Source organism: Dyella sp. OK004 (assembly GCF_900114495.1).
In the GTDB taxonomy this organism is placed as follows: domain Bacteria; phylum Pseudomonadota; class Gammaproteobacteria; order Xanthomonadales; family Rhodanobacteraceae; genus Dyella_D.
In genome coordinates this window covers 155493-178295 of sequence record NZ_FOZI01000002.1, presented here as the reverse complement: position 1 = coordinate 178295, position 22803 = coordinate 155493, and the positions used below count along the sequence as shown (strand labels likewise).

The window sequence follows — 22803 nt, the reverse complement described above, 5'->3', positions numbered from 1 at the left end:
GGGGTGGCGCTTTTGCTTTCGCCCCTCGGGCACAAGTCTTAAGCTTGGCGGATGTCGACCATTCGCCCGCTTCCCCCTGAACTTATCAATCAGATTGCCGCCGGTGAGGTGATTGAACGGCCTTCCTCCGTGGTCAAGGAGCTGGTCGAGAACAGTCTGGACGCCGGAGCCACTCGCGTTGAAGTGGATATCGAGCAGGGCGGGTCACGCCTGATTCGTGTGCGCGACGACGGCGGCGGCATCGCACCGGACGAATTGCAGCTCGCGGTAGCCTCACATGCCACCAGCAAGATCGGCAGCTTTGACGATCTTGAGCATGTCGCCAGCATGGGTTTCCGTGGCGAGGCGCTGGCCTCGGTGTCGTCGGTGGCGCGCTTCGCGCTGACCTCGCGCGCCCGCGGGCACGACACGGCCTTCCGCATCGAAGTGGATGGCGGCAAGGTGCAGGCGGCACGCCCCGCGCAGCATCCGCAAGGCTCCAGCGTGGAAGTGCGCGACTTGTTCTACAACGTGCCGGCGCGCCGCAAATTTCTCCGTGCCGAACGCACGGAATTTGCGCATATCGATGACCTGTTGAAGTCGCTTGCGTTGGCTCGCGGCTCGGTGGAGTTCCGTCTCACTCACAATGGCAAGCCGGTGCGCATTCTCAAGGCGGCGCGCGACGAGGTCGCCGCGCTGCAGCGTGTTGCAGAGGTGCTGGGCGAAGATTTCCCGGCACAAAGCCTGCGTATCGATCACGCCGTGGCAGGCCTGCATTTATCGGGCTGGGTCGGTTTGCCGACTGCTTCGCGCTCGCAGGCGGACTCACAATATTTCTACGTCAACGGCCGACTGGTGCGCGATCGCATCGTGGCACATGCCGTGCGGCAGGCGTATGCCGACGTGCTGTTCCATGGCCGACATCCGGCCTTTGTGCTGTACCTCGAACTGGATCCGGCGGGCGTGGATGTGAATGTGCATCCCGCCAAGCATGAAGTGCGCTTCCGTGAGCAGCGTCTGGTGCACGATTTCCTGTTCCGCACGCTACACGAGGCATTGGCGCAAACGCGAGCAGGGCAGGTGGGCTTGCCCGCGGCGCACGAAACTGGCGTGCCAATGCCGTCACCCGCGATGTATACCGCTGCTTCGCCCACATCCACGCCGGCGTGGTCGGGGCAATTCAGCCAGAGCCGGTTGAGCTTGGGCGTGCGCGACGAGCCACTGTCTGACTATGCGGCCTTGCTGGGCGAGTCGCGCCAGACCGCATCGGAATCGACTGCATCGGCGCTGGTCTACGCCGCCAACTCACCGATGCCGCCGGCGCAGGACGACGAGGCGCCACCGTTGGGTTTCGCCATCGCGCAGCTCAAGAGCATCTACATCCTGGCGGAGAATGTGCACGGTCTGGTGCTGGTCGACATGCATGCGGCACACGAGCGCATCACCTACGAAAAGCTCAAGGCGGGCCGCGCCTGCAGCAATCTTCGTTCGCAGATGATGCTGGTGCCCCTCAATGTGGCAGTGAGCGCGAAAGAGGCTGCTGCTGCGGAAGAGCACGCGGATGCGTTGGCGGAATGGGGATTGGAGCTGTCGCGCAGCGGCCCGTCCGGCGTGGTCGTGCGGCGTATCCCCGCTTTGCTGGAAGGTGCCGACGTCGCGCAGCTGTGTCGCGACGTGCTGGCCGAGCTCGCGCTGCACGGTAGTTCGCGCCGCCTGCAGGAGCTTGAAAATGAGCTGCTGTCGACCATGGCCTGTCACGGCTCGGTGCGCGCCGGCCGTCGCCTGACGGTGCCGGAGATGAACGCCTTGCTGCGCGAGATGGAGGCCACCGAGCGCTCCGGCCAGTGCAACCATGGCCGCCCCACCTGGACTCAGCTCAGTCTTGGAGAACTGGATAAATTGTTTCTGCGCGGGAGTTGAGCTATGTCCCGCGCTTGCAGCCCCGGCAAATAGACGTCCATACTCGAACCCAGTCTCCTGACGGGTCCATGCCATGTTGCGTCGCGCCGCCCTTGTTGTTGCCTTGAGCCTTGGAGTTGTCGCCGTGCAAGCCGAAACCAGCCACGCCTCCGCGCCTGGCCACTATTCGCAGGAAATCCAGCAGTGGCGCGACAAGCGCACCGCCAATCTCACCGCACCCTCCGGCTGGCTGAGCCTGATCGGGCTGGAGTGGCTGAACGAGGGTGATAACCGAGTTGGCAGTGCTGCCGACAACGACATCGTGCTCAAGGCTGGCCCCGCACATTTGGGTGTGGTGCAGTTGGGCAAGGATGGCGCGGTACATATCAAGCTCGCTGCTGACAGCGGCGCGACGGTCGACGGCAAGCCGCTGCCTGAGGCAACCCTGATCGACGATCAGCATGCCGGCCAAGCCACGCCGACCACGGTTGCGTTCGGCACGGCCAATTTTTATGTGATTGATCGTGACGGCCGTAAGGGGCTGCGCGTCAAAGATAGCGCGGCGGAGACGCGCGCGAACTTTCTCGGTATCGACTACTTCCCGATCGACCCTTCATGGCGCGTCGTTGCCGATTGGGTGCCGTTCGATCCGCCTCAGAAGCTGGAGATCGGCTCGGTGATCGGCACCATCGACAAGGTCGACGTGCCGGGCAAGGCTGTATTCAAACGCGACGGCCATACCTTCGAGTTGCTGCCGTACCAGGAAGAGCCGGGTGGCGAGCTGTTCTTCGTGCTGGCCGACCGTACCTCGGGTAAAGAAACCTACGGTGCTGCGCGCTTCCTCTATGCCGCCCTGCCGAAGGATGGCAAGGTCGTGCTCGACTTCAACAAGGCCTACAACCCGCCTTGCGCGTTCACGGCCTTTGCGACGTGTCCGCTGGCGCCGCCGGAAAACCGGCTGGATGTGGCGATCACCGCCGGCGAAAAGAAGTATCGCGGCGAGCATCACTGAGCGTGGCTGCTGCAGCGATTTCTTTCGCAGCCTTGTCCTCATCGGTACGGATAGACATGCGACGTTCGATGCTGCGCTTCACCTGCTGTACCGTCTTCGCTGCTTTGTCGTTTGCTGCGTTGCCATTCATTCCGGTACATGCCGCGGAAGTGGGTGGTGATTACGCGAAACAGGTCGCATCGGCGCGCGCTGCACGAGTTGAGGCGCTGCAGCGTCCAGACGGCTACCTCAGCCTGGTCGGCTCCTGCTGGCTGGAGCCCGGTGACAATACGGTCGGTGCTGCGGCGGACAATCATTTCCCTGTGCCTGGCGCGCCGGCGCACCTGGGGGTGCTGCATCTCGCCGCCGATGGCACGGTGAGCTTGCGAACCGTAGATGGCGTGACCGTCACGGTCGACGGCAAGTCGGCGACGGCGAGTCCGATGTCGACGCAGGGGGCGCAGGAGAAGCACACGCCGACCCGCGCCTATTTCGGTCCCGAGCGCTACCTCTACGTGGTCGAGACTGGCGCGCGGCGCGGCTTGCGGGTGAAGGACAACGCGGCGCCGTTACGCACGCATTTCCCCGGCTTCAACTACTTCCCGGTCGATCCGTCATGGAAGATCGAGGCGCAGTGGCAGCCGTTCGAGACGCCGCACACGCTCAAGCTGGTCAACGTCGCCGGCGCGGAAAGCGACGAGCCGGTGGCAGGGCAGGCGGTATTCGAGCGCGATGGCAAGCGTTACACGCTGATTCCGATGGAAGAGGACGGCCGCCTGTTCTTCGTCCTCAGCGATCGCACTGCCGGCAAGCTCACCTACGGCGGCGCGCGCTTCCTTTACGCTGCCATGCCGAAGGACGGCAAGGTCGTGCTCGACTTCAACCTGGCGGAGAACCCACCCTGCGCGATCACACCGCACGTGGTCTGTCCGCTGGCGCCGCCGGAGAACCGACTGGGCGTGGCCATCACGGCGGGTGAGAAGAAATTCGAGGGTGCGGGACACTAGCCACGGCTAGTGTCACACCCTCGTTTGTCGCGCATTACCTGCCTTTGAATTCGGCTTTGCGCTTTTCCAGGAACGCCGTGGTGCCTTCGTGCATATCCTCGGTGGAGAAGGCGAGGGCGAAGGCCTGGGTCTCGAACTCCAGGCCCTGGTCGATGCTGGTTTCGCCACCTTGCAGGACGGCGTCCAGAATGCCCGCGGCAGCCAGCGGCGCAGCAGCGGCCAACTGGTCGGCCAGCGCGTTCACCGCCTCGTCGAGCGCCTCGGGCGCGGTAACCCGCGTTACCACACCGAGTTCGTAGGCACGCTGGGCGTTGATCGGCGTGCCGGTCAGGCACAGCTCCAGCGCGGCGCCGCGACCGGCCAGACGCAACAAGCGCTGGGTGCCGCCGAAGCCGGGGATCAGGCCGAGATTGATTTCCGGTTGGCCAAATTTGGCCTTTTCGCTGGCTACGCGTAGATGACAGGCCATGGCCAGTTCCATGCCGCCGCCAAGAGCGAAGCCCTGGATGCGCGCGATCACCGGCTTGCCCAGCCGCTCGATCGAGCTCATCAGGCGCTGGCCGGCGCGGGAGAAGCCCTGGGCCTGCACCGGGGTGTAGCCGTTCATCTCGCTGATGTCGGCGCCGGCTACGAAGGCCTTTTCGCCGGCACCGGCCAGCACCACCACGCGCACGGCGTCGTCTTGCGCAGCCTGGGCGAAGGCCAGGGTCAGTTCGTTGAGGGTGTCGCGATTCAGTGCATTGAGTTTGTCCGGGCGATTCACCGTGATGGTGCGCACCGCCCCGCGGTTGCCGATTTCCAGATTGCGATAGGCCATGACAAGTTCCAGCGGATCGAAACCGCGGATAGTAGCAGCGGGAACCTTTGAGGCCTGGCACGTTCTTAGCCAGGATAAGCCGGTGCGACCGGTACCGCTGCACGCCGCCGTCAAACCACTTAGGATGTGCCGGCTCGCGCACTGCGATGGAGGAATGGCATGACACGACTGCGTTGGTTGGCCCTGGGCATGATGGTGCTCGGTACGGCGGCCACGCATGCGCAGAGTCGCGACACGACGTCCGATGCGCAGGCGACCAAGCTGGACAAGAACAAGCTGTCCTACGCGATCGGCTACCAGATCGGTAGCCAGTTCGCCAACGGTGATCCCGATGTGGACATCGTCACCATGCAGCGCGCGATCCAGGACGCCTACGGCAAGCGTCGCCCGGCTGTACCCATGCAGGACATGCACGAACAGTTGCGCCGGCTCGACAAACGCATGCACGACAAGGCGGTGTCCGAATTCCAGCGCGTGGCTGCGGCCAACGCGACCAAGAGCACGGACTACCTGGCCCGCAATCGCCAGAAGCCCGGCGTGGTGCAACTGCCGTCCGGCATCCAGTACCAGGTGCTCAAGCAGGGCGACGGCAAAGACCAGCCCAGCGCCAACAGCACGGTGACGGTGAATTTCCGCGCCATGCTGATCGACGGCACCGAGTTCGACAGCTCGTGGGCGCACGGTTCGCCGGTGAGCTTCATCGTCAACAACAAGGTCATCCCCGGCTGGCAGGACGTGATCCAGCGCATGCACACCGGTGACAAATGGCGTGTGGTGATCCCGCCGGCACTGGCTTATGGCGAGCGCGGCGATCTGCCGCGTATCGGCCCGAATGAGGCGCTGGTGTTCGACATCGAATTGCTGGAAATCAAGCAGTAACAAGAAACGCGGCGGCAGCTTTTGAACAGGCTCCGCCGCTTCGGCTAGCATGTCGGTTCCATGCCGAACGATCCCGCCGCCGTTTACCTCGCTCCCATACTCAGCCCGTGCATCGGCATCTGCCGGCTGGACGCGCGTGGCTATTGTGAGGGCTGTTTCCGCACCGGCGACGAAATCGCCCGCTGGCGCGGCATGAGCGACGCAGAGCGTGCGCGCTATATGGACGAGGTCCTGCCCGGGCGCGAGTCGCCATGACCGACAGCGACCCGCTGTCGGTACTTTTCTCGGCCCTGCGGCCCCTGTCGTCCCCACCCGAAGGCCCAGGCTGGAACCATCGCGAGATGGCGGATCTGATCGGCGCGACGCCGCGTCGTCCTGCCGCTGTGCTGCTGGGGTGGCGCGAGGGTGTGCAGCCCCGGCTGGTACTCACCGTGCGCACCGACAATCTGCAGGCGCATGCCGGGCAGGTGGCGTTCCCTGGCGGGCGCACGGATCCGGAGGATGCGGATGCGGTCGCCACGGCGTTGCGCGAGAGCGAGGAAGAGGTCGGTCTCGATCGTTCACTGGTGACGCCGGTGGGCTTTCTGGACGGCTTTGAAACGATCAGCGGCTACCGCATTACGCCCGTCGTAGCGCGCATCGCACCGCAGGCGCGGCTGTATCCGGCGCCGGCCGAAGTGGCGGAAGTATTTGAAGTACCGCTGGGCTTTTTCCTGGATCCGGCCAATATGCGCCGCTACACCATGGAGTTTCGCGGCCATCGCCGCGAGATGGTGGAATTTGTGCATGGCGGGCATCGCATCTGGGGTGCCACCGCCGCGATGCTGTTCAATCTGTTGCAGAGAATGGGGCGCACATGAGCCTGCATACGACTTTGATCACTGTCGACGAACTGACCGCCTTGCCGGCGCAGGACGTCCTGATCGTGGACTGCCGCTTCGAGCTGGCGGCGCCGGGCAGGGACAGCACGAAAGGCGAACAGGATTATCGCGAGGGCCATATTCCCGGCGCGGTTTACGCCAGCCTGGATCGCGATCTCTCCGATCTGTCACGCCAGGCCGAAGGCCTCGGACGACATCCGCTACCGCTGGAACAAGCGTTCTCCGCGGTGCTGTCCCGCTGGGGCTGGCGCCCCGGTTTACAGGTGGTGTGCTACGACACCGCGGGCGGTGCACTGGCTGCCGCACGCCTGTGGTGGTTGTTGCGTCTGGTCGGCATAAGCGATGTCGCAGTGCTCGATGGTGGTTTCCAGGCATGGCAGGCGGCCGGTTTGCCGCTGGAGTCGGGCGACGTGCAGCGCGCCGCCACTGCTGTGTCTTTGCGCTATGACGCTTCACGATTCACTACCGACCATCAGGCGGTGTTCCAGCAACCGGCGCAGTTGCTGATCGACGCACGCGCCGCGCCGCGCTATCGCGGCGAGGTGGAACCGATCGATCGCGCCGGTGGCCACGTGCCGGGGGCGGTCAATCATCCGTTCTCCGAGAATCTCGATGCGCAAGGGCGCTTCAAATCACCTGACGAGTTGCGGCGCGATTTCACCGAGCTGCTGGGCGCATTCGCACCCGCGCAGGTCGTACATATGTGCGGGTCAGGCGTGACGGCTTGTCACAATCTGCTGGCGATGGAATACGCCGGCCTGAGCGGCTCGCGCCTGTATGCACCGTCGTGGAGCGGCTGGGTCAGCGACCCGGCGCGCCCCATCGAGAAGGCATAAACGCCTACTTCTTCTTCAGGCGCGCTACCAGCTGCTGCAAGACGGCCTGGGTTTCTTCGCTGAAGAACGCATCGACGAACTGGTCAATCGGTAATGCATCCGGGTCGGCCCAGGCCGAGGTGAGATCGGCGCGTGCCAGTTTGCGCGTCGCCAGCATGGCGCCCGGCGGCAAAGCGACCAGCTCGTTGATCCAGTGCAGTGCACGCGTGGTGACCTGATCCACGGCGGTCAGCTCATCCACGAAACCGTAGGCCAGTGCCTGCCGCGATTCGATCATGGCGCCGGCTACTAGCAGGCGCTCGGCGCGATAGGTGCCCACCACCCGGCGCAGTGCCAGCTGGATGCATTCCGGCACGATCAGCCCGACCTGCACTTCGTTGAGGCCGATGCGGAACGGACCTTCCGCCATCACCCGGTAATCGCAAAACAGCGACAGCACCGCGCCGCCTGCCGGCGCATGACCGGTGAGCGAGGCGACTACCGGCACAGGTGACATGGCAAGAGCGGAGCAGGTCGCAAAGAACGTACGCCAGTACTCGCGCACTCCAGCGCGATCCTGACCCAGCAGCGCCGGCACATCGACGCCCGCCGAGAACATGCCCGGCGCACCGGACAGCACGATGCCGCGGGCACCGTCCTTCACCGCCTGCGCGATGGCGCCCTGGATGGCGTGCAGCAAGTCTAGGTTGAGCGCGTTGACCGGCGGCCGTGCGAGGTTGATCTCGGTGATCGCATCATGGGTGACGAGGTTGAGCATGGCGCCGGCCTTCGGGGAAAAGAATGCCCGCGAGAGTATCAAACTCGCGGGCAGGTACAGGGGCCAACCGGGTAGGAATTACTGCGGCTGTTCGGCCTCGGACCAGCGATAGCGCACGGCGTAGTCGAGCACGGTTTTGCCGCCTGCAGGCACTTCGATGCGGAATTCCAGCAAGTCCGGTTTCTGTTCGCTCGGCTTGCTGGAGGACGACAGCAAGTTCCATTCGCGCCAGCGGCTGGGATGTTCGCGCACCGTCACGGTACGCGCCGTGTCGCCGGCGTTGGTCAGGGTGATGCGGAAGCCTTCTTCCATGCTGCGGCCCGCCTTGTCCAGCTTGAACTCGGTACGCTCGCGCGTCGCACGCAGATCAAATGCCGTACCCAGCGTGATGCTGGCATCGCTGCCCTTGGGCGTGTCAGCGATACGGCCCTCGCCGATGAACTGCGGTGTGCCGTTGCGATCGGCCGCGAGCACGCGCAGATAGCCGGCGGGCAGGCTGTCGAAGGCGCGCAGACGCAGCGTGCTGGTCACCGTGCTGCCGCCGCCCGGGCTCCAGTCGCGGCCGATCATTGGCTGCGGCGGCGTCCAGTTGCCGCCCGTTTCGTAAAGCAGGGTGCGTTCGCAATCGATGCTGTGAGTGGTGTAGAGCGGTACCTGGCTGACGCTGCCGTCGGGCAGGTCGACGGCGCCAGGCAAGGTGTAAGTGCGGTAGTCGGCGAGGCTGGACTGTTGCGGCATGTCGGCGCTTTCCGCCGCCTTACCGCGATAGCTTGCCGCCATCATCATCGGTCGCGGAGCGGAAGCTTTGGCAAACTGCGGCTCACCCGCGACCAGGGTGAGCTGGGTGTTGCTCCAGTCGCGCCCGCTGCGGTTGGCGATGCTGGCCCGCGATTCGAACTGCAGCTTGCAGCTGTTGCCCGGCTGCAGGGTGCCCACGTAGGCCGCCCGCCAGCCGAGGCCGGCCGTCGGGTAGCTGAGCGTTGCCCTGGCCGAGCCGGCGCGCACCGCATCCACGCGCAGCTCCAGGCTGGAGCCGGTGTTGAAATTGCCGTGCGCGCGCACCGCTGCGTATTCGCGGATCAAGGTGGTGTTGCCTGCCGCATCGCTGACCAGCAGGCCGTTGCCGGCACGCAGCAAGGTACCGCTCGCCAGCGGCTGGCCGTTGTTGCCGATGACATCGATCGGCTGGCCGACAAGGCTGCCGAGCGCGGCATCCTGTCCTTGCCCCAGCCGCAGGCGCTGCGACAGCACCTTGGCCGCGCCGCCATCGACGCTCAAGGCCAGCGCTTCGGTATCGAGATAGGCGGGCAGGCCGCCCAGGCTCAGGTCCTGCACGCCAGCCTTCAGCTCCAGGCGGCGTGGCTCGCGCGCAACGGCATAGCCGGCATCCACGCTGGCGCCGTCGCCAGCGTTGAACAGCGAGGCATCATCACTGCGATAGAGCGTGAGTTCGGTGCGCTCGCCGGAGGGCGCGGCGGCAACCGTAGTAACCATGGCAGCGGCACAGGCCATGGCGAGGGTGCTAAAGGGAAACTTGCTCACGGGCGAACTCCTTTCGTTAGGCGCTGCCGATCTTACGCACCTCGTATGAAGGCGCGGCATCCGTGGTCGCGCGGTCGTTAACCCCGAATACGCCAGGCCGCGTTCAAGCCGAAAAGCCTTCTACCTAGTGCGACTGGAAGTAGCTGCGCAGCGCGTTGATGTCACGCGTCTGCGTCAGCCCGAGCGCAAGCAGGATGCGCGCCTTCTGTGGCGTGAAATCCTCGCCGGGAATGTAGCCTGCGTCACGCAGATAACGCCGGTGCGCCACGCGACCCAGCGGAGCGCGCGTGCACTGGACCACGGCGATGCCGTTGTCGATGGCAGCTTCCAGTGCCAGCTTTTCCGTGCGGGTGGTGAGACCCGGCGCGAGTCCGGCGGAGACTAGGCCACGCGCGCCTTTCGCCAGTGCCGCCTCAATGAACGTGTCGTCGGCACCGACATACGAGTAGACGATGTCCACACGCGGCAGTTGCGTACCGTCAGGCAGGTGTTTGAACGCGCCATCGGGAGCGTGGCGCCGAGCCGGCAGGCGGTAGTACTGGATGCCATCGGGATCGATCACGCCCAGCGCGCCGAAATCTGCGGAGCGGAAGGTATCGAGCCGGAGATTGGAGACTTTCACTACATCGCGTGCGGCAAGGATCGCGTCGTTGAACGTCACCAGCACGCCGCGTCCACGGGAATCCGCCGAAGCCGCTACGCGGATGGCGCCGATCAGGTTCATCGGCGCATCGGAGCCGATGGCGCTGATCGGCCGTTGTGCACCCGTCAGCACGACGGTCTGCGGGATATCCAGAGTGAGGTTGAGGAAGAACGCCGTCTCTTCCAGCGTCGCCGTGCCGTGTAGGATCACGCAGCCAGCGAGGTCCGGCTGCTCACGCGACAGACGCGCCAGCGTTGCACGCAACTCGAACCAGTCCGCATACGTGATGTTGTTGCTGCCGATGGAGCGAAACGGCACGGCGACGAGTTCAGCGGCCATGGCGGCCTCCGGCACGCGTTCCAGAATCTGCTCGACGCTGAGCTTGGTGCCGTGTTCCGGGTAGTCCATCAGATCGAGGCTGGACGTACCCAATGAAGCGATGGTGCCGCCGCAGCCAATGATGGCGACGCGTGGCCGGGACGTTTGCGTCATGGATTCCAGTCTCCTTGCGTACGCGTTGGCTCGCCTGATGCAGCGGCCGGAATCAGGCAGCCTCGACGGCGTCGCGGATAGCCTGCGGCAGCGGCACTGGTTTGCCCGTGGCCGGATTCATCCACACCATCACCACGCGACCGTCGCTGTAAAGGCGCTCGGGTTGTTCGGCGTCGACGATCCGATGGCCGATGGTGATCGAGCTGTTGCCCAGGCGTTCGCAACTGAGTTCAACGTGCAACTGCGCTGGCCATTCGATCGGCATGCGGTAGTTGATGTCGCTGGCCGCCAGCACCGGCATTGACTGCTCGTCGAACCAGGGGCCTGGCACATGCCTGAGCCACTGCAGACGGGCCTCTTCCAGATAAGTGAGGTAGTTCGAGTTGTTGACGTGATTGAACGCGTCGAGATCGCGCCAGCGCACACCGATGGAGGCGACGAACAGCGGATGGATTTCCGCTGCCGGTGTTGGCGCGGAAACCGGCGTGACTTGCTCCGCACCGGCCGCCTTGTGGCGGCCCGGAGCAGCGGGTGTATCGGTGGTGCTGGAACTCATGCCGTCTTTTTCCGTGCCGCCGTTTTTTCGCGGTTGTTGTTCTTGGCGGCCTTGGCCGGTGCGATCTTGAGATGCGGTGCGAGGAAGCGGCCAGTATGGGAGCCAGGCGCTTGCGCGACGGTCTCCGGCGTGCCGGTGACCAGAATGCGCCCGCCGCCCGCGCCGCCCTCGGGTCCGAGGTCCACGATCCAGTCGGCGGTCTTGATCACATCGAGGTTGTGTTCGATCACCACCACGGTGTTGCCCTGGTCTACCAGCTGATGCAGTACGTCGAGCAGTTGCTCGATGTCATGGAAGTGCAGGCCGGTGGTGGGCTCGTCGAGGATGTACAGCGTGCGGCCGGTATCGCGCTTGGACAGCTCCTTGGAGAGCTTCACGCGCTGCGCTTCGCCACCGGACAGCGTGGTCGCGCTCTGGCCTAGCTTGATGTAGTCCAGGCCCACGGCGCGCAGCGTGTCGAGCTTGCGTGCGATGGTCGGCACGTTCTCGAACAGCTTCAGCGCATCCTCCACCGTCATGTTGAGCACGTCGGCGATGGTGTGGCCCTTGTACAGAATTTCCAGCGTCTCGCGGTTGTAGCGCTTGCCGTGGCAGACATCGCAAGGCACGTACACGTCCGGTAGAAAATGCATTTCTACCTTGATCATGCCGTCACCTTCGCAGGCCTCGCAGCGGCCGCCGCGCACATTGAAGCTGAAGCGGCCGGCGGTGTAGCCGCGCGAGCGTGCCTCGGGCACCTGCGCAAACAGTTCGCGTAGCGGCGTAAACAGGCCCGTATAGGTGGCCGGGTTGGAACGCGGCGTGCGGCCGATCGGCGACTGGTCGATATCGACCACTTTGTCGAACAGTTCCAGGCCTTCCACTGACTTGTGCGGCGCGGGTTGTTCGCTGGAGCCATTGAGTTCGGCGGCGGCAAGGCGGAACAGTGTGTCGTTGATCAACGTCGACTTGCCCGAGCCGGAGACGCCGGTGACGCAGGTAAACAGGCCGGCCGGAATCTCCAGGTCGACGTTTTTCAGGTTGTTACCGCTGGCGCCGCGCAGATGCAGCCACGAATCCTTGTCTTCCTGCTCGCGGCGCTCGGTCGGCACTTCGATGGCGCGCCTGCCGGAGAGGAACTGGCCCGTGACGGAGCGCTTCGACGCAAGGATGTCCTTGACCGTACCCTGCGCGACGATCTCGCCACCGTGCACGCCGGCACCGGGGCCGATATCCAGCACATGGTCGGCGAGACGGATGGCATCTTCGTCATGCTCCACCACGATCACGGTGTTGCCGAGGTCGCGCAGGCGCGTGAGTGTGCCCAGCAGGCGCTCGTTGTCGCGCTGGTGCAGGCCGATCGAAGGCTCGTCTAGCACATACATCACACCGACCAGACCCGCACCGATCTGCGAGGCAAGGCGGATGCGCTGCGCCTCACCGCCGGAGAGCGAGTCAGCCTGGCGATCGAGCGTGAGGTAATTAAGGCCTACGTCGTTGAGGAACGTCAGGCGCTCGCGGATTTCCTTGACGATCTTCACCGCGATCTCGCCGCGCCAGCCGGTGAGCGTCAGCGCTTCGAAGAAGGCGAGTGCATCGTCGATCGAGCGTGAGGTGAGCGAGGGCAGGGCGTGGTCGGCGACGAACACGTTGCGCGCCGAGCGATTCAGGCGCTGGCCGTGGCAATCGGGGCAGGGTTGGTCGCTGATGTACTTCGCCAGCTCTTCGCGCACGGCGGGTGATTCGGTTTCTTTGTAGCGACGCTCCAGGTTCGGCAGGATGCCTTCGAAGCTGTGCTCGCGCGTCACTTTGCCGCCGCGTTCGGTGAGGTAGCGGAACTGGATCTTCTCGTTACCGCTGCCCTGCAGGACGGCCTTCTGCACATTGGCGGGCAGCTTCTGCCAGGGTGTATCCACGTCGAAGCCGTAGTGCGCCGCCAGCGAGAGAATCAGTTGGAAGTAATGCGCGTTGCGCCGGTCCCAGCCGCGCACCGCGCCGCCGGAGAGCGGCAGCTCGGGATGACCAACCACGCGCGAGGCATCGAATACCTGCGTCACGCCCAGGCCGTCGCAGGTCGGGCAGGCGCCTACCGGGGAGTTGAAGGAGAACAGGCGTGGTTCCAACTCAGGTAGCGAGTAATCGCAGACCGGGCAGGAATAGCGTGAGGACAGCAATTGTTCCTGCGCTTTCGGGTCGTCCATGTCGACCACGATCACCAGACCATCGCCCAGACGCAGCGCGGTCTCGAACGACTCGGCCAGACGCTGCTTGATGTCATCGCGCGGACGGAAGCGGTCGATCACCGCTTCGATGGTGTGCTTCTGGCGCAGGGTCAGCGGCGGCACGGCGTCGAGGTCGTACACGGTGCCGTCGACGCGGGCACGCACGAAACCTTGCGCACGCAGCTGCTCGAACACCTGCACATGCTCGCCCTTGCGCTCGCGGATCACCGGGGCCAGCAGCATGAAGCGCTTTTCCGGATTCAGCGCCAGGGTGGCGTCCACCATCTGGCTCACTGTCTGTGCTTCGAGCGGAATGCCATGGTCCGGGCAGCGCGGCGTACCGACGCGCGCGTAAAGCAGGCGCAGATAGTCGTAGACCTCGGTGATGGTGCCTACGGTCGAGCGCGGGTTGTGCGAAGTGGACTTCTGTTCGATCGAGATCGCCGGCGACAGGCCTTCGATATGGTCGACGTCCGGCTTCTCCATCATGGAGAGGAATTGGCGGGCGTAGGCCGACAGCGATTCCACGTAGCGGCGCTGACCTTCCGCATAGATGGTGTCGAAAGCCAGCGACGACTTGCCGGAGCCGGACAGGCCGGTGATCACGATCAGCCGGTCGCGAGGCAGGTCCAGGTCGATGTTTTTGAGATTGTGCGTGCGCGCACCGCGTATGCGGATGGTGTCCATGACGCCGGGGGATTTGGGAAAAACTGCACTATACCAAACTAATCAGGTTAGTTATTGCCTGGCCCTATGGAAAACTCGGAGCGATGGGGCATCAAAGTGTTAACAGGCAGTTTGGCTAAATACCCGTTTTGGCCGTTTTCGGCCGATCCAGCGAGAGACACAACGAATGCACAAGTGGAAAGGATGGGGGGCCGTCCTGGCACTGGCGCTGTGTGTGGGCCCGGCGACGGCCGCCACCCAGCCCAGCGAAGAGCAGGTGCGCCAGCTGATGGAAGTGGTCGGGGTGGGCAAGATGCTCAGCCAGATGAACAGCCAGGCTGTCGGGGTGATGCAGCAGTCGTTGCCCTGTGTGCCGGCCAATTACTGGCAGAACTACATCGACGCCAATGGCACCCAGCAGTTCATCGGTCGCCTGGTGCCGATCTACCAGCGCCATTTCAGTGCCGATGAGATCGAGGGGATGCTGAAGTTCTATCGCTCCCCACTGGGCCAGAAAGTGATCACCGAGATGCCCACCACCATGGGCGAGGCCAACCAGGCCGGCCTGCAGTGGAGCAAGGAGCGCAGCGACCAGCTTATCGCCGAGCTGAAACAGAAGGGTAGCCTGGACGCCAACGGACGTTGCCCGGCCACCAATAAGGCCGGGCCGGCCATCGCCGGTGGCACCTCGGCTGCCGGTCTGGCTACCGGAGCAGCAGCCGGGGGTGATGATGAGGACGAGGCCCAGGACGCCGCGCCAGCTGCCAAGCCGGCGGTAAAGAAGGCGGCCACACACACCAAGGCCAAATCCAAAACGCCAGCCAAGAGCGCGACCAAGGGCAAGAAGGCGCCAGCTAAGACCCCTGCCGCGAAGCCGCAGGCTGACAGCAAGTCGAAGCCTGCCGCCCCAGCGCCAGCCAAGCCGGCCACCTCGTCCTGAGTGAGGGGTGGTTAGGAATTGACCAGTGGCGCGGCGGCTCGCTATAATTCCGAGTTCGCCGCCCCGGAAGGGGTCAGAGCGAAACCCAAGAGAATAACGACAGAAGGGATATTCCCATGAGTTATGCAGTCATCAAGACCGGTGGCAAGCAGTACCGCGTCCAGCAGGGCGATGTCCTGCGCGTGGAGCTGCTGAACGCCGAAGAAGGCGCCGCTGTGAATTTCGACCAGGTGCTGCTGGTCGGCGCCGGCGAGACCATCACCGTCGGTGCCCCGACCGTGGCAGGCGCCACCGTCAGCGCCACCGTGCGCAAGCACGGCCGCGCCGATAAAGTCCGCATCATCAAGTTCCGCCGCCGCAAGCACCACAAGAAGCAGCAGGGACATCGTCAGCACTTCACCGAAATCGAGATCACGGGCATCAACGCCTGATCCGCCAATTCTGGAGTAATCAGTCATGGCACATAAAAAAGGCGTAGGTTCGTCCCGCAACGGTCGCGATTCGAACCCGAAGTATCTCGGCGTGAAGGTGTACGGCGGCCAGGCCATCGAGGCCGGCAATATCATCGTGCGTCAGCGCGGCACCAAGTTCCATGCCGGCACCGGCGTGGGTCTGGGTCGTGACCACACCTTGTTCGCGCTGGTCGACGGTACCGTCGAGTTCAAGACCCGCGGCGAGAACAACCGCAAGTTCGTCAACGTCGTTAAGGGTTAATTCCCTTCGGCGTTGCAGCGAAGGCCCCGCTTCGGCGGGGCTTTTCGTTTGTGAGAATAGCCTCCGCTATCCTGCCCCCGATTCCACTCTGCTCGCCGGACTCCTTATGAAATTTGTCGACGAAGCCATCATCAAGGTCCTGGCCGGTGACGGCGGCAACGGATGCATCAGCTTCCGTCGCGAAAAATTCATCCCCTTTGGCGGCCCCGATGGCGGCGATGGCGGCAGTGGCGGTTCCGTGTGGCTGGTGGCCGACGAAGGCCTCAACACGCTGATCGACTTCCGTCATCAGCGCAGCTTCAAGGCGCAGCGCGGCCAGAACGGCATGGGCAGCGACATGTATGGCAAGGGAGGCGATGACACCGAGGTCCGCGTGCCGATTGGTACGGTGGTGACCAACGTCGACACCGACGAGATCATCGGTGACCTTACCGTGCATGGTCAGCGCCTGCTGGTGGCACAGGGCGGCAAGGGCGGCCTGGGCAATATCCATTTCAAGAGCTCAGTGAACCGCGCTCCGCGCAAATCGACACCGGGCACGCCGGGCGATGCGCGCGAGTTGAAGCTGGAGCTGAAGCTGCTTGCCGATGTGGGCCTGCTGGGCTTTCCCAACGCCGGCAAGTCCACCTTCATCCGCGCCGTCTCCGCGGCGACACCGCGCGTGGCTGATTACCCGTTCACCACGCTGCATCCCAACCTGGGCGTGGTCAGCCTGGGCACCGACCAGAGCTTCGTCATCGCAGATATTCCGGGCCTGATCGAGGGCGCCGCCGAAGGCACTGGCCTAGGTATCCAGTTCCTGCGCCATGTGTCGCGCACGCGTCTGTTGCTGCATCTGGTGGACATTGCGCCGATTGACGGTTCCGACGTGGTCGAGCAGGTGCATACCATCGAGCACGAACTGGAGAAGTTCGATCCCGAACTGCTGCAGCGTCCGCGCTGGCTGGTACTGAACAAGGCCGACGTGCTGCCGGAAGACGAGCGCCAGGCGGTGGCCGAAGACATCGTCAAGCGCCTCGGCTGGACTCAGCCTTGGTTCCTGGTCTCGGCTATTGCCCGTGACAACACCATGGCCGTGTGTCAGCAGGTGCAGCGCTTCTTTGAGTCGCAGCGCGCTGAGCGCGGAGGACGCAACGACATGTTGCCGGGTGATGTGCGCCTGCGTGGGGAAGCACCGCGCGATTGAGTTCGCGGTACGCCGTTCCTTCTTTCCCGTATCGCAGGAGCATCACCCACGCATGAAGCTGCAAGCACGCGTTGCCGGCTACCGTCAGCTGCGCGATCAAGCCCTGTGGCGGCTGCTGGCCGCCGACCATGCCCCTGAACTGATCGGCTTGCTGCAGACGCTGCTGCAAGATGGCGAGCGGCGGCTTCCCGCCTCCGTTCTGCACGAACGCCTGCAGGACCATCTGGATGCGATCAACGCGTCCGATCTCCCGCGCGAGCTGCCGCGCACGGCGCCTGCCTATGTGGCGCACTGGCTCTCGCAAGGTTTCCTTGAGCGCCGGCTCCCCGAAGGTGCCAGCGAGGAAGAGTACGAGCTGTCGGCGCAGGCTGCGCAAGCGGTGCGTTTTATCGCCGGCCTGACTACGCCACGCTATGCGGCGACGGAAAGCCGCCTGTCGCTGGTGATCCAGCAACTGGTGCACCTGGCCGAGCAGACTGAATCCGATCCCGCGGCGCGCCTGGACGTGCTGCAGGCAGAACGCGACCGCCTGGATGCAGAGATCGAACGCGTCAAGAGCGGCAAAGTGGATGCCCTTGGTGGACACCGGGCGCTGGAGCGCACGCGCGAGATCATCCAGCTGGCCGACGATCTTGCGGAGGATTTCCGCCGAGTGCGCGACGATTTTGAGCGCCTCAATCGCGATTTCCGCGAACGCATCATCGACGACGAAGGCCATCGTGGCGAACTGCTCGACCGCTTGTTCGGTGGCGTGGATGTGATCGCTGAAAGCGAGGCGGGGCGAAGCTTTCAAGCGTTCTGGAAGCTGCTCAACAATATGGAGCAGAGCCATCAGTTCGATACGGCCATGGAGACGGTGCTGTCGCGCGGCTTTGCCCGCCGCCTGCAACGTGAGGAGCGTCGGCTGTTGCGTGGCTTCACCAGCGTCATGCTGGAGCGCGGCAGCCAGGTACACGACGTCATGCAGCACTTTGCCCGCAGCTTGCGCGGCTTCGTGCAGAGCCGTGGCTATCTGGAGCAGCGGCGCCTCAATCAGCTACTGAAACAGGCGCAGGCGGAGGCGCTTCAGCTGCGCGACGAAGTGAGCGCCCATCAACGCACCCCGTTTGTATTGCCTCTCACCAGTTCCCGCTTACGCTCGCTGTCACAATGGCGATTGCATGACCCGCGCCATACTTGCGTGGACGGACGCATCGATCTGAGCGGCGGCGCCGCCATTTCGCTGGACAGCGTAGGTGAGCTGGTGGCGCAGTCCGAGATCAATTTCCGCGGCCTCCGCCGCGATATCCACGAGCTGCTGCAGACATACGATCAGCTCTCCATTCGCGAAGTGCTGACGCAGCGTCCGGCCGAGCAGGGCCTGGGCAGCATCATCGGCTTCCTGTCGCTCGCGACGCGTCACGGCGTGGTCGCCGAAGGCGAGCTGGAAGAAGTCGCGTGGCAGGGCAGCGATGGCCAATGGCGCCATGCCCGTATTCCCCTCGTATGGTTCCTCAAAGAGAAGCGCGATGAACTTGCTTGAGACCGAGACACTCGGCGCCCCTCACGAATCTGCGCCCACAGGCGCAAAGGGTTTGTTCGAAGGAGATACCGGCGTGTTGCCGCTGGAGGCGCGCCGTGTGCTGTGCCAGCTGCTGGCTGGCCCTAGCGTGGACATGGGGCGCCACGGTTTGTTGTGGCCCGCGTTGCTTCGCTATGAAACGACACTGCGTTCGCAGTTGTGCGAGCTTTTCCTGGAACTGGTAGTGGATCGCGAGGCCGGCGTGGCTTTTGCGCGCCAAGCCGATACCGGTGAGCTGGATACGCCGGTACTGCTGCGTTCCTCTGCCTTGACCTTTATCGACACGGTGCTCCTGCTTCATTTGCGCCAGCAACTTGTCGAAGCCGAAGCACACGGGCTGCGTGCCGTAGTCGAAGAGGGTGCTCTGGTGGATGCGCTTTCCGTCTACGAAAAGAACCTGTCGACCGACCGCGCCGGTTTCGCCAAGCGTGTATCGGCCGCGATCGGCAAGATGAAAGACAACCACGTGCTGGATCGCCTGCGCGGCAGCGAAGACCGTTTCGAGGTTTCACCTACCTTGAAACTGCTGTTTTCGGCGGAAGACGTGCAGGCCTTGACGCAGGTCTATCGCGAACTTCGCGGCGCGGAGGCGGTGGTCGAGGAGTGCGTGGATGAGCGTTAAGAGCAAGGCTGCAAAGAAGTCGGCGAAGAGTGCAGGTAACAAGGCTGCGCCGGTGGAAGCCAAGGCATCTGGCAAAGCTGCGAAGCCGCTCAAGTCAGCGAAGCCCGCGGACGTTACGAAGAAAAGCGGGCAGGTTGTTGGCTCAGAGAAAGCATCCAGGCCGGCCAAAACGAAGGTTTCTACCAACGCAGAGGCTCCCGTAATAGCGGCATCCACGGCTGTAACTGCCGCTCCCACTGAAACGTCTGCGCCGCTGAAGCGCGCCAAGCCAGCCAAGGCCGTTCAAGCGGCAACTCCCTCGTTGTTCCTTTCCGATCTGCCCGATCCCAGGGACGAGCAGTTCCGCATGCGTCGCCTGCAGGTTTTCAACTGGGGTACGTTCAGCGGTCTGGTCGATATCCCCATCGCCAAGCGGGGCTTCCTGTTTGTGGGTCGCTCTGGTTCCGGCAAGTCCACATTGCTCGATGCCATGTCAGCGTTGTTGGTGCCACCCAGCCTGGTGGATTTCAATGCAGCGGCGCGCGAAGCCGATCGCAGTGGCCGCGACCGCAGCCTGGCTTCCTATGTGCGTGGCGCGTGGGCTGATCAGCACGATAGCGACTCCGGCGAAATTGCCACGCAATACCTGCGTAAAGGCACGACCTGGTCCGCACTGGCGCAGGAATACCGCAATGCGCTCGGCGCCACGGTCACCTTGATTCGCCTGTTCTGGATCAGCGGCAATGGCTCGGCCGCCGCCGATGTGCGCAAGCATTACATGGTGGCTGAGCGCGCCTTCGATATCGCCAAGGATATGGACGGTTTCGATCTCGACCTGCGCCGGCTCAAGACGCGGCTAGGCGATGAGGTACATCACTTCGACGCGTTTGCCGGTTACGCGGAGCGTTTCCGACGCCTGCTCGGCATCCAGAACGAGATGGCGCTGAAGCTGCTGCACAAGACGCAGTCCGCGAAGAACTTGGGCGACCTCAATCACTTTCTGCGCAGCTTCATGCTGGACGAGCCGGAGACATTCGCCGCAGCGGATCGACTGGTGGGCGATTTTGGCGAGCTCGATGCGGCTCACAAAGCCGTGGTAGTGGCCCGCGAACAGGTCAACGTTCTCGCGCCGGCGCGTCAGGCCTATGACGAGCTGATGGATCTGCGCCGCGAGACCAGCGCCCTGCGCGAGCAACAGCAGGGTGTCGATCTGTTTCGGGAGCAACGCCGGCTTATGTTGCTGGACGGGCGTCTGGCCGAGCTGCAGGTGCAGCAGCAGGCGCTGGAAGGTGAGCTGGTGCAGCGCAAGGCGTTGCTGGACAACCACGACCAGCACCTGGCTGATCTGGAGCGGCGCCGGCGTGAGCAGGGTGGTGGCGCGATCGATCAGTTGGAGCGTGACCGCGAGCAAATGGTGCGCGAGCGCGACGAGCGTCTGCGACGACGGGGCAAGATCGAAGCTGCTTGCCAGGAGTTGGGCTGGACGCTCCCTTCAAGTGCGCGCGGCTTTGCCGAGCTGGCAGGGCAGGCGCGGGAGCTTGTCGACGGTGTGCGTGGACAAGCCTCGGCACTCGAAGAAAAAATGGATGCGCTCAAGCGCGACGGCGGTGTGGCAGCACAGCGCTTCGCGACGGTGCGAGCAGAGATTGATGCACTCAAGCGTCATCCATCCAATATCCCGGCGCCAATCCAGGCCATGCGTGCGCGTCTGTGTCAGGAGCTGGGTTGGTCGGAGAATGTTTTGCCTTTCGTGGGCGAGCTGCTTCAGGTCAAGGATGAGCATCCTGCCTGGCGCGGCGCCATCGAGCGCGTGCTGCATGGTTTCGCCTTGTCGTTGCTGGTGGATGAGCGCCAGTACAGCGAGGTCGCTGCGTGGGTCAACAAGACCCACCTGGGTGGCAAGCTGGTGTACTACCGCGTGAATCGCGTGGAGAACTTCGGCCAACGCAAACCCGAATCGCGTTCGCTGGTGCATCGGCTGGATAGTCGCGATCACGCGCATCAAACATGGCTCCAGGCCGAACTGGCGCGCCGTTTCGACTATGCCTGCGTGGATACGGCCGCGGCCTTGCGTCAGGCTGATCGCGCGATCACGCGAGAGGGCCAGGTCAAGCATCCCGGCGATCGCTATGAGAAGGACGATCGGCGCGGGGTGGATGACCGTCGGCACTGGGTGCTCGGTTTCGACAATCGCGACAAGCTGGTGTTGTTCGAGAAAGAAGGTGGCGAGCTGGCTCAGGCGATTGCGCGTAGCGGCGACGCATTGACTGCACTCAAGCAGCAGCGCGACCAGGAAGGCGATCGTCGCCTGGCCGCTGCCGCATTGCTGGGCGTGGAATGGGAAGAAATCGATGTGGCGCCCAAGCTGCAGCGTCTGGGCGATATCGAGACCCAGCTACTTCAGTTAGGCGAGGGCGATGCCAATCTGCAGGCACTGGCCCAACAGATTGAATCGGAACGCGGCCAGCGTCAGCGTTCGGCGAAGTCCTATGAAGATGTCGCTGCGGAGCGTATTGCTGCGGGGCGCGAGCACCGCGGCCTTGCGTCACAGCGTGAGGCTTGTGCGGCAAGAGCGGGAATGGCGGCGCTCACACCGGTGCAATCAGAAGGCTTGGAGGCACGGCTGCCGTCGCAGCCTGCTCTCTCCCTGGACAATATCGACAGTCAATTCCGCACACTCGAACGCGCGCTGCACGATGTGCTCAATGGGCAGGCAGCGCAGGACCATCAATGGGTGCAGGCGATAGAGGAGTGCTTCCACGCTTTCTGCCGCCGCTGGCCACAGGATGGCGCGGATTTCACGCCGACCCTTGAAGCTGCCGAAGGCTTCATGGCCCGCCTGCGACGCCTGGAGCTGGATGGCCTGCCCAAACACGAGGCGCGCTTCTTCGAGTTGCTGCAGAACCAGAGCAAACAGGATCTGCTGGTACTTCAGAAGCATATGACCGAAGCGCGCAAATCGATCGGTCAGCGCATGGAAGAGGTTAACGAGAGCCTGGAGCGTGTGCCCTTCAATCGGGGCACACTGCTGCAGATTGAGATGACGGATCGTGGCTTGCAGGAGGTGCGCGATTTCCAGGGCCAGCTACGCGATGTGCTGATGCAGAACCAGACGGAAGATCGCGAACGTGCGGAGGTGCGGTTCGCCGTGCTGCGCCAACTGGTGGCGCGCCTCGGCGCACAGGACCCGGAGCAGCGCCGCTGGCGCGAGCAGGTGCTGGACGTGCGCCAGCACGTGGAGTTTGTCGGCGTGGAAGTGGAGGTGGATACGCGCCGACAGGTAGAGGTGTATCGCAGCGGTGCTGGCAAGTCGGGCGGCCAACGCCAGAAGCTGGCGACCACCTGCCTTGCCGCCGCCTTGCGCTACCAGCTCGGCGGCGAAGATGGCCATTTGCCGCGTTATGCGCCGGTGGTGCTCGACGAGGCCTTTGACAAGGCCGATAACGAATTCACCGCGCTGGCGATGAATATCTTTGAGAACTTCGGCTTCCAGATGGTGGTGGCGACACCGTTGAAATCAGTGATGACGCTGGAGCCGTTCATTGGCGGGGCGTGCTTCGTGGATATCAACGGCCGCCATGATTCGGGCGTATTGCTGATTGAGTACGACGAGGTGAAGCAGAAGCTCGAGTTACCGGAACCTGCACGTAAGTCA

17 protein-coding genes and 2 pseudogenes are annotated in these 22803 nt (G+C 63.9%); 13 read left to right on the top strand and 6 right to left on the bottom strand.

The genetic code is table 11. The features are described from left to right. Positions 1-51 precede the first annotated feature (51 nt). The 3 genes from mutL (at position 52) to BM338_RS07420 (ending at position 3876) form a co-directional block, all read left to right on the top strand. The gene (mutL, locus tag BM338_RS07430) at positions 52-1899 is read left to right on the top strand and encodes a DNA mismatch repair endonuclease MutL (protein ID WP_090450262.1); all 1848 of its coding nucleotides are present in this window, start codon (positions 52-54) and stop codon (positions 1897-1899) included. A 73-nt stretch (positions 1900-1972) separates the two neighbouring features. After that, the gene (locus tag BM338_RS07425; protein WP_090450261.1) at positions 1973-2890 is read left to right on the top strand and encodes a DUF1684 domain-containing protein; all 918 of its coding nucleotides are present in this window, start codon (positions 1973-1975) and stop codon (positions 2888-2890) included. A gap of 56 nt (positions 2891-2946) precedes the next feature. Then, positions 2947-3876, top strand: coding sequence for a DUF1684 domain-containing protein (locus BM338_RS07420; protein WP_255367229.1), 930 nt, complete (start codon positions 2947-2949; stop codon positions 3874-3876). Between the two features lie 34 nt (positions 3877-3910). Here the strand turns inward: BM338_RS07420 and BM338_RS07415 are convergent, their stop codons facing one another. Next, complete coding sequence (locus BM338_RS07415; RefSeq protein ID WP_090450260.1) at positions 3911-4693, bottom strand: enoyl-CoA hydratase-related protein; 783 nt, start codon at positions 4691-4693, stop codon at positions 3911-3913. 159 nt (positions 4694-4852) lie between these two features. On the opposite strand from BM338_RS07415, the gene BM338_RS07410 reads away from it, so the two are divergent. From BM338_RS07410 to BM338_RS07395, 3 genes and pseudogenes are all read left to right on the top strand, one after another. Beyond that, the gene (locus BM338_RS07410; RefSeq protein WP_090450259.1) at positions 4853-5572 is read left to right on the top strand and encodes a BamJ family beta-barrel-assembly machinery protein; all 720 of its coding nucleotides are present in this window, start codon (positions 4853-4855) and stop codon (positions 5570-5572) included. 60 nt (positions 5573-5632) lie between these two features. Next, a pseudogene (locus tag BM338_RS07400) lies at positions 5633-6432 on the top strand (DUF1289 domain-containing protein). Continuing rightward, on the top strand, positions 6429-7289 hold the full coding sequence (locus tag BM338_RS07395) for a sulfurtransferase (protein ID WP_090450256.1): 861 nt from the start codon (positions 6429-6431) through the stop codon (positions 7287-7289). The pseudogene BM338_RS07400 and the gene BM338_RS07395 overlap by 4 nt, the downstream one beginning before the upstream one ends. A gap of 4 nt (positions 7290-7293) precedes the next feature. Here the strand turns inward: BM338_RS07395 and BM338_RS07390 are convergent, their stop codons facing one another. The 5 genes from BM338_RS07390 to uvrA form a co-directional block, all read right to left on the bottom strand. Continuing rightward, positions 7294-8046: an enoyl-CoA hydratase/isomerase family protein gene (locus BM338_RS07390; RefSeq protein WP_090450255.1), complete on the bottom strand. Its 753-nt coding sequence runs from the start codon at positions 8044-8046 to the stop codon at positions 7294-7296. A gap of 78 nt (positions 8047-8124) precedes the next feature. Continuing rightward, positions 8125-9558 carry a DUF4139 domain-containing protein gene (locus BM338_RS07385; RefSeq protein WP_255367285.1) on the bottom strand — a complete coding sequence of 478 codons (1434 nt, stop codon included), beginning with the start codon at positions 9556-9558 and terminating at the stop codon, positions 8125-8127. 154 nt (positions 9559-9712) lie between these two features. Beyond that, a complete protein-coding gene (locus BM338_RS07380; protein WP_090450253.1) occupies positions 9713-10723 on the bottom strand; it encodes an asparaginase in 1011 nt (336 codons plus the stop codon). A 52-nt stretch (positions 10724-10775) separates the two neighbouring features. Further along, positions 10776-11279: an acyl-CoA thioesterase gene (locus BM338_RS07375; RefSeq protein WP_090450252.1), complete on the bottom strand. Its 504-nt coding sequence runs from the start codon at positions 11277-11279 to the stop codon at positions 10776-10778. Then, complete coding sequence (gene uvrA, locus BM338_RS07370) at positions 11276-14167, bottom strand: excinuclease ABC subunit UvrA (protein WP_090450251.1); 2892 nt, start codon at positions 14165-14167, stop codon at positions 11276-11278. Before uvrA ends, BM338_RS07375 begins: the two co-directional genes overlap by 4 nt. Positions 14168-14333: 166 nt before the next feature. Between uvrA and BM338_RS21690 the strand changes: the two genes are divergently transcribed. The 7 genes and pseudogenes from BM338_RS21690 to BM338_RS07335 all read left to right on the top strand — a co-directional run. Next, the gene (locus BM338_RS21690) at positions 14334-15086 is read left to right on the top strand and encodes a DUF2059 domain-containing protein (protein ID WP_090450250.1); all 753 of its coding nucleotides are present in this window, start codon (positions 14334-14336) and stop codon (positions 15084-15086) included. A 116-nt stretch (positions 15087-15202) separates the two neighbouring features. Beyond that, a complete protein-coding gene (gene rplU, locus BM338_RS07360; RefSeq protein WP_090450249.1) occupies positions 15203-15517 on the top strand; it encodes a 50S ribosomal protein L21 in 315 nt (104 codons plus the stop codon). 25 nt (positions 15518-15542) lie between these two features. Then, entirely contained in the window at positions 15543-15800 is a 258-nt protein-coding gene (gene rpmA / locus BM338_RS07355) for a 50S ribosomal protein L27 (RefSeq protein WP_090450248.1), read from the top strand. A gap of 106 nt (positions 15801-15906) precedes the next feature. After that, on the top strand, positions 15907-16986 hold the full coding sequence (gene cgtA / locus BM338_RS07350; RefSeq protein ID WP_090450247.1) for an Obg family GTPase CgtA: 1080 nt from the start codon (positions 15907-15909) through the stop codon (positions 16984-16986). Between the two features lie 52 nt (positions 16987-17038). Next, on the top strand, positions 17039-18508 hold the full coding sequence (locus BM338_RS07345) for a DUF3375 domain-containing protein (RefSeq protein WP_090450246.1): 1470 nt from the start codon (positions 17039-17041) through the stop codon (positions 18506-18508). Continuing rightward, positions 18495-19169 carry a DUF4194 domain-containing protein gene (locus BM338_RS07340; protein WP_090450245.1) on the top strand — a complete coding sequence of 225 codons (675 nt, stop codon included), beginning with the start codon at positions 18495-18497 and terminating at the stop codon, positions 19167-19169. Before BM338_RS07345 ends, BM338_RS07340 begins: the two co-directional genes overlap by 14 nt. A gap of 301 nt (positions 19170-19470) precedes the next feature. Further along, positions 19471-22797 (top strand): annotated as a pseudogene (locus tag BM338_RS07335) (SbcC/MukB-like Walker B domain-containing protein); the annotation flags it as partial. Positions 22798-22803: the final 6 nt, after the last annotated feature.